Below are 12,476 nucleotides of genomic sequence, written 5' to 3'. Positions count from 1 at the left end.
CACCCTTCTCTCCCCTGTCGGCCCGGTATGTGGGCCGTGGACCGTCAGTGTCATGCCATACCCTGCGATTCGGGGCCGCACCCCTGCGCTTCTCAACGCGCGCTTTTCTCATCTCGGGTGACACGCGGCCCCTCTCATACCGTGGGGGTATCAGTAACTGTGCGTACGCGCAGAATTTCGACCGCGACAGCGTTCGCGGTCCTCTTCAGTTCCGTGGTCCTGGCCGGCGGAGCGGCGAGCCCTGCCGCCGCCGACAGCAACAGCGGCATCAGCAGCAGCAGTAACGTTCTTCCGGCCGCTTCTCTGGGCGACATCGTCACCGATGGTGTGCACCAGCGGGTGTTCATCAGCGACCCGGCGTCCGGCAATGTCCTCGCCACCGACTACTCCGGCAAGGTCGTCGCCACGATCGGCTCACTGCCGGGCGTGCACGGCCTCGAACTCTCGGCCGACTCCAGCACCCTGTACGCGGCCGTCCCCGGCGCCGACGCCATCGCCGCGATCGACACCGCCGCCCTGAAGGAGTCCGCCCGCTACGACACCGGCGCGGGCACCAAGCCGAAGTACCCGGCCCTCGCGGGCGGCAAGCTCTGGTTCGGTTACGGCAGCGGGACCGGCAGCAACATCGGTTCGCTGGACCTGTCGGGCGAGGACCCCGTGGTCGCGCTGGGCCAGGACGCGACCGAGGACGCCACCAGGTGGCGCGGCACACCGGTGCTGGTCTCGACGCCGGGCGCGCCGGACATGCTGGCCGCCGCGGCGAGCCATGAGCCCGGCTGGCCGTTCATGGTCGTGTACGACGTCGCCTCGGGGGCAGCCACGCGGACCGCGAGCGGATGGTCCGGCGGGGGCCCGCTCAACGACCTCGCGCTCAGCCCGGACGGCCGGCGGCTCCTGCTCGCGAACACGCTGCCGACCCAGTACCACCTGTCGTTCCGGACCTCGGACCTCGGCGCCGAGGAGCTGTACCCGGCCGCCCCGTCCCCCAGTGCCGTCGACGTCGCGCCGAACGGCACGGTCGCCACGGGCACCAGCGGGTCGGCCTCGAAGGTGCGCATCCACCCCGAGGGCACCACGAAGGCGGTGCGCACGTACGACCTCTTCAAGGACGGGGCCGCCTACAACCACCAGACCCTGGAGCCGGCGGGCCTGGCGTGGGCGCCCGACTCCAGCCGGCTCTTCGCCGTCACGGTGAACGAGTACGGGAAGAAGACGCGCTCCCTGCGGGTCCTCACCGACACCACGAAGTCCGTCCCCTCGCTGGAGCTCAAGGCTCCGGCCAAGGCCCCCCGGGCGAAGAAGCTGACCGTCACCGGCAAGGCGACGGCGACCGTGCCGTTCCCGGCCGGTTCCAAGGTCACGGTGGTGCGGACCGACATCGAGTCGCCCAAGGGCAAGTCGCTCGGTACGGCGGCGCTGAAGCCGGACGGCTCCTTCTCCTTCACCGACACCCCGCCCGCCGGCGGCACGGTGAAGTACACGGCCGCCTTCGCGGGCGACGCCGCGCACACCGGCTCGTCCTTCTTCGCCGCGGTCAACGTCTCGCTCGCCAAGACCTCGCTGAAGCTCAACCGGAACAAGTCGCTCCACGCGTACGACAAGAACGTCTCCTTCACCGCGACCCTCGGCAAGACGCACAAGAACCGCGTCGTCGAGCTGTGGGCCGACCCCTTCGGCACGGACAAGCCCAAGAAGCTGATCAAGAAGGCCAAGGTCGACTCCAAGGGCAACCTGTCCGCCACGGTCAACCTGAGGCGCGACACCACGGTGACCGCCGTATTCGCCGGTGACAGCCGGTACGCGTACGCGTCGGCCAAGTCGACCGCGTACGCACAGGTCAAGGTCTCCACGACCCTCGCCAAGCACTACAGGACGGCGAAGATCGGGAAGACCTCCTACGCGTACTTCAAGAAGAAGACGAACCCGAGCATCACCACGGCCATGACCTACCACAAGGGTCGTGCGCAGAGGCTGTCCGTGCAGCTGAACCACAAGGGCACGTGGTACGACGCGGGCAAGGAGTACTTCGCGCTCGGCAGCAACGGCAAGTCGGTCGTGGCCCTGGAGGGCCCGCACCGGACCGGCTACAAGATGCGGGTGCGTTCCTCGTACGTGGACGGCACCTCCGGGGACAACGTCAACGCCACGACGCACGGGGCCTGGAAGTACTTCATCTTCACGAAGTAGCACAACACCGGCCCGCACGTCGGCGGGCTCAGGACCTGAGGTCCTGGGCCCGCCTCGGGACAGTGATTTCCTGCCGGCAGACGAGCGGGAAATTCGTCGAAAAGGCGCGGAACACCCTTCTCTCCCCCGGCGGCGGGAAAATGGTGTCCGCGAATGTCATCGCCATGCCATACCCTGCGATCCGGGGCCGCACCCCTGCGCTTCTCAACGCGCGCTTTTCTCATCTCGGGTGACACGCGGCCCCTCTCATACCGTGGGGGTATCAGTAACTGTGCGTACGCGCAGAATTTCGACCGCGACAGCGTTCGCGGTCCTCTTCAGTTCCGTGGTCCTGGCCGGCGGAGCGGCGAGCCCTGCCGCCGCCGACAGCAGCAGAATCCTTCCTGCAACCTCGCTCGGCGACATCGTCGCTGACGGCGTGCACCAGCGGGTGTTCATCAGCGACCCGCAGTCCGGCAAGATCCTCGCCACCGACTACTCCGGCAAGGTCGTCCGCACCCTCGGGTCGCTGCCCGGGGTGAACGGCCTGGAGCTGTCGGCCGACTCCAGCACGCTGTACGCGGGGGTGGCGGCCTCCGGCCACATCGTGGCCATCGACACCGCGACCCTGACGGAGTCCGCACGCTACGACATCGGCCCGGGCACCCGGCCGACCCACCCGGCGCTGGCGGGCGGGAAGCTCTGGTTCGGCTACGGGCCGGCGGGCGACGGCAACATCGGCTCGCTGGACCTGTCCGGCGAGGAGCCGGTGGTCACGCTGGACCAGGACCCGGACCAGACGTGGGCCGGCCCGCCGATCCTCGCCTCGTCGCCCGGCGCACCGGGCACGCTGGCCGCGGGGATCGAGGTCCAGAGCCCGGTCGAACTCGCCGTGTACGACGTCGCCTCGGGCACCGCCACCCGGACCGCCCACATCCGCGGGGACGGGGGCAACATGCGCGACCTCGCGCTGAGCCCCGACGGGACCCAGGTCGTGGTCGCCAGTGCCGCGCCCTACTACCACCAGGTGTACCGCACGTCCGACCTCCGGGCGGAGAAGGGCTACACCTCCGACGCGTACCCCAACGCCGTGGACATCGCCCCGAACGGGACGGTGGCGGCCGGACTCCACGGTTGGTACGAGCCGGACGTGTACATCTACCCGAAGGGCGCGTCCAAGACCGCTCCGGTGCGGACGTACGACTTCCCCAACACCGGCATGTCCAGCGGGTCGGACACCCTGGAGCCGGCGGGGCTGGCCTGGGCGCCCGATGGCAGCCGGGTGTTCGCCGTCACGGTCAACAGCGAGGGATCCCGTTCCTTCCGGGTCCTCACCGACCCGAACAAGTCCGTCGCCACCGTGACCGTCAGCGCCCCCGCGAAGGCGGCGCGCGCCAAGGCGCTCACCGTCAAGGGTTCCCTCAGGGCCTCCGTGGCGATCCCGGCCGGCACGTCGCTCACCGTGACCCGTACGGACGTCGAGTCCCCCAAGGGCAAGTCGCTCCGCACCGTGAAGACGGACGCCAAGGGCGCGTTCACCTTCAAGGACACCCCGCCGGCCGGCGGCAAGGTGACGTACAAGGTCGCCTACGCGGGCAGCGCCAAGCACACCGCCGCGTCCCGCTCCGCCTCCGTCACCGTCTCCCGTGCCGCGACCTCGCTGAAGCTCAACCGGAACAAGTCGCTCCACGCGTACGACAAGAACGTGTCCTTCACCGCGACCCTCGGCAAGACGCACAAGAACCGCGTCGTCGAGCTGTGGGCCGACCCCTTCGGCACGGACAAGCCCAAGAAGCTGATCAAGAAGGCCAAGGTCAACTCCAAGGGCAACCTGTCCGCCACGGTCAACCTGAAGCGCGACACCACGGTGACCGCCGTGTTCGCCGGTGACGCCCGGTACGCGTCGAAGACGGTCAAGTCGACGGCGTACACGAAGGTCAAGGTCTCCACGACGCTGTCCAAGCACTACAAGACGGCGAAGATCGGCAAGACCACCTACGCGTACTACAGCAAGAAGAAGGACCCCGACTTCACCACCACCATGACCCACTACAAGGGTCGCTCGCACCGGTTGAGCCTGGAGCTCAACTACCAGGGCACGTGGTACGACGCGGGGCAGCAGTACTTCCCGCTCGGCGGCAACGGCAAGTCGATCGTGACGCTCACGGGCACCCACGAGACCGGCTACAAGATGCGGGTGCGCTCCTCGTACATCAACGGTTCCTCCGGGGACAACGTCAACTCCACGACGCACGGGGCCTGGAAGTACTTCATCTTCACGAAGTAGCACAACACCGGCCCGGACGCTCACCGGCACCTGCTGATGTCGGTGAGACCGCGGCTGCTCTGAGGGCGTGGCCACGCGAACCGGCCGGGGCCGCTGCCTGAGCCGGGGTCCGGGGCCTGTCTATGCCGGGCCGGGGCCCGGACCCTGTCTATGCCGGGGTCCGGGCCGCTGCCTGAGCCGGGGCCCGGGTCCGCTCGTCACGGGGGGGGAGGGGGACGCCGACGCCCGCCCACGCGGACGCGGGGTGTCGGCGTCCCCCCACCTGCGGCAACAGGGGCTCTATTCGCCCCCATGCCGCATCCGTCAACTCACCTCGACCCGCCACAAGATCAATTATCAGACCGGCTATAGAGTCCTGCCCGTGGCGAATCATCAGGACGAGACCAGGACGGCCTACGACGGTGTCGTCGAGCTGTACGCATCGCTGTTCGCCAACCGGCTGGAGACACAGCCTTTCTCCCGGGCCATGATCGGCACCTTCGCCGAACTGGTACGCGCGACGGGCAACCGGCGGGCAGCGGACGTCGGGTGCGGGCCCGGACATCTGACAGCCATGCTGCACGAACTGGGCCTGGACGCCTTCGGACTCGACCTTGCCCCCGGCATGGTCGACCACGCCCGGCAGGCCCATCCGGCACTGCGCTTCCAAGAGGCGCGGATGGAATCCCTGCCGATCGAGGACGGCGCGCTCGGCGGCGTGCTGGCCCACTACTCGATGATCCACACCCCTCCGGGGGAGCTGCCGGAGCTGCTCTCCGAACAGGTACGCGTCCTGGCGCCGGATGGCCTGCTCCTGGTCTCCTTCTTCGGGACCGACGGACCAGAACCGGTCCGCTTCCACCACAAAGTGGCGCCCGCCTACAGCTGGCCGGCAGACAGCCTCGCCGAACTGCTGGCCGATGCCGGGCTCGATCCCTTCGCCCGGCTGCTCCACGATCCGGCCTCTGAGCAGGGTTTCCTCGACGCCCACCTGTTGGCCCGCCGCTCGTAGGTCCTGCCCGGCAATACCCGCCAGATGTCGGCGCATATCCGGGCTGCCAGCTCGACGGACGCTCGCTGATCCGACGGGAATGGTCAGACAGGCCCCAGGGTGTGTCCGGCGGATCTTGACCGGGTCCGCGACGCCCGGCACGGCCTATCCGGTCCTGATCCGCCGGACACACCCCAGCCCCTCGGCCGGACACCGCCCTTGTCCGCCACGGACCGCTTCAGCACGGCGGTGGAGTCGATCAGCGCGCCCTTCTTGCCGAACTCCGTGTCCCTGGTCAGGAAGGTGCGCGAGCCGAGGAAGGGGAGGTCCTTCTTGTCGAAGACCCACTCGGTGCGGACGGCCTGCCGGGAGTTCTCCCGCGCCGGTGGTTGCGCGCCCTGTTGGTGGCGATGCCCAGGAGCCGGGGCCGCAGCGCGCCGCCCTCCGGATCGACCTGTTCGTGCGTCGTCCCGTTCCCGTACGCGTGCGTCGTCCCGTTCCCGTACGCGTGCGTCGTCCCGCTCGTCGGGCGGATGTGCCGGGCGGACCGGCTGTTCTTCGTGCTCCACGGTCTGTATCTCTCCGCAGCGGCCTTCGGGTTCCCGTGGTCCGCGTCACAGGGTGGTGCTCCGCGCGCGCACGATCCTGCCAACCGGTCCCGAACGCCGGAACGGGGGGTGCGCCCGGCCGTGGCCGGACGCACCCCCCGTACGGGATGGCTCACTCGGGTGGGATCAGCAGCTCAGGTTCGAGCCGGTGGTGGTGCCGAGGATCTGGGTGAACTGCGTGAACTTGTTGATGCGGCTCTGGACCTGCGCCGGGTTGCCCCCGTTGCACTCGATGGAGCCGTTGATCGCGCGGATCGTCTCGCCGAAACCGGGGCCGTTGACGATCGCGTTGTGGGCCGTGATGGTGCCGGGGCCGGTCTGGGTGTTCCAGTACCAGAGGCCGGTCCGCCAGGCGACGGAGGCGTTCTGCTCGACCAGGTAGGGGTTGTTCAGCAGGTCGATGCCCAACGCGTCCCCGGCCGCCTTGTAGTTGAAGTTCCAGCTGAGCTGGATGGGACCGCGGCCGTAGTACGCGGCCTGGCCTGCCGGGCAGCCGTAGGACTGGTTCCGGTCGCAGTAGTGCGGGTAGTTGGCCTCGTTGATCTCCTTGATGTACACCAGCCCGCCGGTCTCGTGGCTGACGTTGGCGAGGAACGCGGCCGCCTCCCGCTTCTTCACCTCGTCGCTGCCGGAGTTGGCGAAGGCCGGGTAGGAGCTGAGGGCGGCGGTGAGGCCGCTGTAGGTGTAGAAGGAATTCCGGTTCGGGAACATCTGGTTGAACTGGGCCTCGCTGACGACGAAGCCGTTGTTCTGGCCCCCGTCACCGCCGCCGGTGCCGCAGGCGCCCTTGTCGGCCCAGACGTCGGAGCTGCCCGGGCGTTCGTTCTGGGTCCACCACTTGGCGGTGTAGTTGCGGCCGTTGTACGAGACGTTGCCGCCGTTGGTGTAGACGGCGGAGGAGTTCCAGGCCGTGGCGCAGGCGGCGGCCTGCGCGGTGGCCGCGGGGAGAACGATGAGCGCCGCGACGACCGCGACGAGCGCGATCAGCAGACTCATGACACGTCGGATCACGTGGTCACACTCCTTGGGCGCGGCGCGACGTCCGGCCGTGCGCCGCCGTGGGGGTGCCGATACTCAAGCGATGATGGTCTGGACCTGTCAAGGTCTAGACCAACCTTCAGGAATATGCCTCCCACGCCGGTGCGACCGGCTGGCACTCGCCGGGGCGGAGCGAAAGGGGCCCTCAACTGCCGTGATTCCGGAGGACGTCCGTCCGGATCATGGCAGGAGCGGGGGCGGGGCCGAAGGTAAAACCTTCGGCGCCGTCCAGCATGCGGGACGGCGCCGAACGCCGGTCGGGCGCACCCGAACGCCGCCCGGTCCGTACGCGCGGACGAGCCGATCACTCGTTAGGGAGTTCCCCCGGCCCCCGCGCCCACCGCTCGCGACACTCGACAGCGCGGCACTCGGAGCGCGGCACGAGCACGGAGCCGCCCGGACACCCTGCCGCTGGGGGATGGCGTGGAGCGGGAGAAAGAAACGCGCGGGGGCTTCGGCCGACCGGACCAGCACGCGGTGCTGCTGGCGGCGGGCCTCGCGGACCTGGCCGTGAGCACGGTGGGCGCGGCCCTCACCTCCGTACGGGGACTGCTGCGGCGGTCCGACGCGGCCGGGCTGGCGGCCGAGGCCGAACAGGACCTGATGGCGCGCGGCCGGATCGCGCTCGACCGGTACACGACCGCGCCCCCGGCCCACCTGGAGGTGCTGGCCCGCCATGTCGTCGCCCAGCGGGGCGGTGACGGTGACGGGGCCTGAGGGGTGGCGGCCGGGCGCCTTCAAGGCCCGGGTGGACGAGGTGCTGCACCGCTTCATGGCCCAGGAGGCGGACCAACTCGTCGCGATCGACAACTCCCTGGGACCGGTGGCCGAGGCGATGGAAGCGGCCGTGGCCGACGGCAAGCGGCTGCGCGCGGCCTTCTGCTACTGGGGCTGGCGCGCGGCCGGGCAGCCGGACGGCGAGGCCCTGGTGCGGGCGGCGGCCTCGATGGAGCTGGTGCACGCGGCGGCCGTGGTCCACGACGACCTGATCGACGACAGCCCGCTGCGGCACGGGCGGCCCACCGCCCACCTGGCCCTGCGCGGCGCGGTGGAGCACCATCCCGGCCCCGGACCGGCCGCCCGCGCCCTGGCGATGCTGGTCGGGGACCTGCTGATGTCGCTGGCCGGACAGCTCTTCGTCACCAGCGGCCTGCCCGCCGCCTACCTCTCCCGGGCGCGCCCGCTGTGGGCCGCGCTGGCCCGGGAGCTGGTCGCGGGCGAGTGCCTGGAGATCCTGCACACCGGGGCCGCCGCCCCCGACACCGCGACCTCGCTCAAGGTCGTCCGCTACAAGACCGCCAAGTACACGGTGGAGCAGCCCCTGTTGATCGGGGCGCTGCTCGGCGGGGCAGGGGAGCGGCTGCGCACGGGCTGCTCCGCGTACGGGCTGCCGCTGGGCGAGGCGTTCCAGCTGCGGGACGACCTGCTGGGCCTGTTCGGGGACCCCGGGCTCACCGGTAAGGACGGCTCCGACGACGTGCGCGGTCACCGGCCCACCGCCCTGCTCGCGGAGACCTGGCGGCTGGCCGGGGAGGCGGACCGGGAACACCTGCGCACCCTGCTCGCAGCCGGTACGGAGACCGACGCCGTACGCGAAGTGATGCGCCGCCTCAAGGCCCCCGACCGCATCGAGGACATGATCACCGCCCGGGTGGAGGAGGCGCTGCACGCACTCGACGCGCTGAACCTGCCCGGTCCCGCCGCCACCGCGCTCACCGGCCTGGCGCACTCGGCCGCCGTCCGCCGCCACTGACGCGTCCCCGACGAGGGCGCACAAGCAAGGAGCACCACCGTGACCCACCCCCAGGAAACGTTCCACGCCCAGGAATCGGCCCGCGCCCGGGAACAGGCCCACCCCCAGGAGCCGGCCTACACCCGGGCATCCCTGGACGCGCTCCGCCACCGGGGCGACGAACTCGCCGACGCCACGGTCGCCACCCTCTTCGAGCGCGGCGAGGTCGGCACGTTCAACACCCTGATGCGGTACGTCTCCACCGCCGGCGCCCCGCTCCCGGACGGGCTGCCCGACGTGGCCCGGGAGTATCTGAACGCCACCGCCGCCCCGCCGTCCTGGGTGGACTGGGGCGAGATGGAGAAGGCCCGGCTGTTCTTCATCGACAACAACGTGCACATCTCCACCGCCCTCTCCTTCGCCTCCATGCCCGCCTGTTACGTCGTCCCGCACGTGGCGAGGCTGCTGTCCGCCACGCACGGGCTGAGCTACCCGTCCAAACGGATGGCGGAGACCGGGCAGTTCACCGTGTACCTGATGCGGCCCGACGCCTTCGAGGCCGGCGGCCGCTTCATCCCGGCCGCGCAGAAGGTGCGCCTGCTGCACGCGTCCATCCGCCACCATCTGCGGCGCGAGGGCGCGTGGGACGTGGCGGGCGCGGGGACGCCGATCTGTCAGGAGGACCTGATCGGCGGGCAGATGTTCTTCTCGATGCTCGTCCTGGACAGCCTGCACCGGCTCGGCGTCCACATGTCCGAGGAGGGCGCGGACGCCTACTACTACGCCTGGCGGGTGGTCGGGGCCATGCTCGGCGTCGACCAGGAGGCCGTGCCCCAGTCCCTCGCCGAGGCACGCCAGTTCCTCGATCTGTACATGATCCGGCACATGGGCCCGTCGCCGGAGGGCGCGCTGCTGACCCGGCAGCTCATCGACCTCTACGAGGAGGTCGTCCCCGGCGCCTTCTTCGACCCGATCGTCTCCGCCCTCATCCGCCACCTGGTCGGCGACACCTGCGCGGACTGGCTGGAGGTGCCCCGTACGCCGTGGGACACCGTCGCCAGGGCCGTGCCCCACCTCCTCGGCGTCCTGGAGACCATCGAGGACCGCTCCCCGCTCGGAGCCTGGGCCCTGGACCGCATCGGACACCTCACCACCGTGCTGGAGCTGTCGTCCCTGACCCGGGGGCGCGTCATGCACTACGCCATCCCCGAGCACCTGAAGAAGGAGTACGGCGTCCCGTCCGGGCCCGCCCGGACCGGCCGCTGGAGCCCGCCGACGGCCACCGTGCCCCAGGGCTGAACAGCGCACAGGGCGGCCCGCGCTCGTAACGGAACGGCACCGCACGACCGCTTACCCGAGCCGCGCGGCACCGCCTGTGCAAGGATTCCCGGGTGGACCAGCTGACCCATGACGACCCGTCACATATTGGCCCCTACAGGCTTCTTGCCCGGCTCGGCTCCGGGGGCATGGGGGAGGTCTATCTGGCGCGCTCGGCGGGCGGCCGGACCGTCGCCGTCAAGCTCGTGCGGTCCGAACTCGCCGCCGAGCCCGAGTTCCGCAGACGGTTCGCCCAGGAGATCGCATCCGCCCGCCGCGTCGGAGGGGCCTGGACCGCCTCGGTGCTGGACGCGGACACCGACGCCGCGACGCCCTGGGTCGCCACCGGATACGTGCCCGGGCCGACGCTGCACTCGGTGATCGCGGACCGTCCGGACCCGCTGCCGGAACGGTCCGTGCTGATCCTGGCCAACCGGCTCGCCCAGGCCCTCGGCGCGGTGCACGCGGCCGGGCTGATCCACCGCGACCTCAAGCCGGCGAACATCCTGGTCACCATCGACGGGCCCCGGGTCATCGACTTCGGGATCGCCCACGCCCTCGACGCGGTGACCGCGGACGGCAAGCTGACGCGCACCGGCGCGATCATCGGCTCCCCCGGCTACATGTCGCCCGAGCAGGTGCGGGGCGAGGCGCTGACGCCGGTCAGCGATGTGTTCTCGCTCGGATCGGTGCTGATGTTCGCCGCCACCCGGCGTCAGCCGTTCGGCACGTCGCACAGCGGCATGCACGCGGTGATGTTCCGTATCGCCCAGGAGGAACCCGACCTCGAAGGGCTCCCCGACGCGCTCCGCGACCTGGTCCGCGACTGCCTGGCGAAGAACCCCGCCGACCGGCCCACCCCCGCCGACGTGGTGTCCCGTACCGCCGACGCGGTCGCCGACGCGGCCGACGAGCCCTGGCTGCCCGCCACCCTGATCGCCGAACTCGGCCGCAAGGCGGCGGAGTTGCTCGACTCGGAGGCGCCCCGCACCCGCCTCCCGAACCGTCCGTCGCCCCCGCCCCCCACCACTCCCCCGCCGGTGAACCGCCCGGCGCCCGCGTTCCCGCCCCCGCCGGCCGCAGCACCCACGCCGCCGCCCGCGACACCGGCGCCCTCCACCCCGCCGCTCGCACCGCCCGCGCAGCGGCCCACCGCCCCCGACCTCCCGCCCTCCCCCGCCCCCGGCCCGCTCGGCGCGTCCGGAGCGCCCGCCGCGTTCCACGACCTGCCGACGCACACCGACGCGGCCACGCCCCACCCGGGCACCACGTCCCACCCGGGCAACACGTCCCACCCGAGCGGGCCGGGAGCGGGGCAGGGAGCCGGGCCGGGAGCCGGGCAGGGAGCCGGGCAGGGAGCCGGGCCGGGCACGTCGGCCCCGCCCGCGCCCCGCCGGAACAGGCGGCGTACGGCGCTGGTCATCACGTCGGCCGCCGCGGCGATCGCGCTGGTCGCGGGCGGGGCGACGTACCTCGTCACGGCGAACGCGAAGGGGGACGGCGACCGGACCAACGACTCGGCCAACGGCGCGGGCTCCCCCTCCGCCTCCGCGCCCTCCAGCCGGCCCGCCGCGCCGGTTCCCACCGCTTCGACGCCCGAGGGCGACCCCACGACAGCGGACCCGAACGCGTCCTCGGCCGTCGAGGGCGTGATCACGGACGAGTACCTGGGCGTCTGGCAGGGCATGGCGAAACGGGGCGGGAAGGAGGTGACGTTCCGCCGGATCACGATCACCCAGGGATCGGTCGGGGCCGACGTCGCCACGACGTTCAACTCGTTCGGTCGCGGTCTGTGCACCGGCGCGGCCGAACTCATCTCGTTCGACAACCTGATGGTGCTGAAGTCCCGCCTGTTGAGCAGCATTCCCGACGACATCTGCGTCGACGGCGGCAAGCAGACCCTGCGCGCCGGGGCGGACGGCAAGCTCGTCTGGACCAGCGGCGACGGCGACGAGGTCGCGACCCTGGACAAGGTCTCCGTGTCCAGCACCCCCGTCCCCGCCCAGTTCCTCGGCACCTGGGAAGCCGTGCCGTCCGCCGACGACGCGAAGGACGGCGGGCGAATGACGGGCACCCTGAAGCTGAGCCAGGCGCCCTACGGCGAGGTGGTCGCCCGGTACACCGGCGACGGGCCCGCGTTCCACTGCGAGTGGGAGAGCGTCCTGATCAACGCCGACAGCGACGGCGTCCGGCTCGGCCCCCACACGGTGACGGCCTCCGAACCGGAGAACGAGTGCGACAAGCGCGGCAGCCGCATGGTGCGGATGAAGGGGAAGGACGGCCTGTCGCTCACCTGGCTGGACAGGACGGCCGATCCCGTCACATACCGCCGGGTGAACTGAGGGGTGCGGCGAGGGC

General features: G+C 71.1%; 9 protein-coding genes. 7 read left to right on the top strand and 2 right to left on the bottom strand.

The window, feature by feature from the left end; all coding sequences use genetic code 11:
• The first annotated feature begins 159 nt into the window (after positions 1 to 159).
• The 3 genes from ACLJPL_RS05660 to ACLJPL_RS05650 all read left to right on the top strand — a co-directional run bounded on the left by ACLJPL_RS05660 (position 160) and on the right by ACLJPL_RS05650 (position 5,444).
• Complete coding sequence (locus ACLJPL_RS05660) at positions 160 to 2,187, top strand: Ig-like domain repeat protein (RefSeq protein ID WP_411079576.1); 2,028 nt, start codon at positions 160 to 162, stop codon at positions 2,185 to 2,187.
• Between the two features lie 271 nt (positions 2,188 to 2,458).
• Positions 2,459 to 4,453: an Ig-like domain repeat protein gene (locus ACLJPL_RS05655; RefSeq protein ID WP_411079575.1), complete on the top strand. Its 1,995-nt coding sequence runs from the start codon at positions 2,459 to 2,461 to the stop codon at positions 4,451 to 4,453.
• Positions 4,454 to 4,814: 361 nt separating this feature from the next.
• A complete protein-coding gene (locus tag ACLJPL_RS05650) occupies positions 4,815 to 5,444 on the top strand; it encodes a class I SAM-dependent methyltransferase (RefSeq protein ID WP_411079574.1) in 630 nt (209 codons plus the stop codon).
• Positions 5,445 to 5,527: 83 nt separating this feature from the next.
• On the opposite strand, the gene ACLJPL_RS05645 is transcribed toward ACLJPL_RS05650, so the two are convergent.
• Positions 5,528 to 5,992: a hypothetical protein gene (locus ACLJPL_RS05645; RefSeq protein WP_411079573.1), complete on the bottom strand. Its 465-nt coding sequence runs from the start codon at positions 5,990 to 5,992 to the stop codon at positions 5,528 to 5,530.
• A 165-nt stretch (positions 5,993 to 6,157) separates the two neighbouring features.
• The gene (locus ACLJPL_RS05640; protein WP_411079572.1) at positions 6,158 to 7,042 is read right to left on the bottom strand and encodes a glycoside hydrolase family 19 protein; all 885 of its coding nucleotides are present in this window, start codon (positions 7,040 to 7,042) and stop codon (positions 6,158 to 6,160) included.
• Between the two features lie 450 nt (positions 7,043 to 7,492).
• Between ACLJPL_RS05640 and ACLJPL_RS05635 the strand changes: the two genes are divergently transcribed.
• The 4 genes from ACLJPL_RS05635 to ACLJPL_RS05620 all read left to right on the top strand — a co-directional run bounded on the left by ACLJPL_RS05635 (position 7,493) and on the right by ACLJPL_RS05620 (position 12,460).
• Entirely contained in the window at positions 7,493 to 7,786 is a 294-nt protein-coding gene (locus tag ACLJPL_RS05635; protein WP_411079571.1) for a hypothetical protein, read from the top strand.
• A complete protein-coding gene (locus ACLJPL_RS05630; protein ID WP_411079570.1) occupies positions 7,746 to 8,822 on the top strand; it encodes a polyprenyl synthetase family protein in 1,077 nt (358 codons plus the stop codon). Before ACLJPL_RS05635 ends, ACLJPL_RS05630 begins: the two co-directional genes overlap by 41 nt.
• Positions 8,823 to 8,954: 132 nt before the next feature.
• Entirely contained in the window at positions 8,955 to 10,100 is a 1,146-nt protein-coding gene (locus ACLJPL_RS05625; protein WP_411080018.1) for an oxygenase MpaB family protein, read from the top strand.
• A gap of 92 nt (positions 10,101 to 10,192) precedes the next feature.
• Positions 10,193 to 12,460 carry a serine/threonine-protein kinase gene (locus tag ACLJPL_RS05620; protein ID WP_411079569.1) on the top strand — a complete coding sequence of 756 codons (2,268 nt, stop codon included), beginning with the start codon at positions 10,193 to 10,195 and terminating at the stop codon, positions 12,458 to 12,460.
• The last annotated feature ends 16 nt before the right edge of the window (positions 12,461 to 12,476 follow it).

Source organism: Streptomyces sp. cmx-18-6, from assembly GCF_046548915.1.
Lineage (GTDB): Bacteria > Actinomycetota > Actinomycetes > Streptomycetales > Streptomycetaceae > Streptomyces.
The sequence above is the reverse complement of the archived record's forward strand: the minus strand, read 5'-3'. Positions and strand labels throughout refer to the sequence as shown.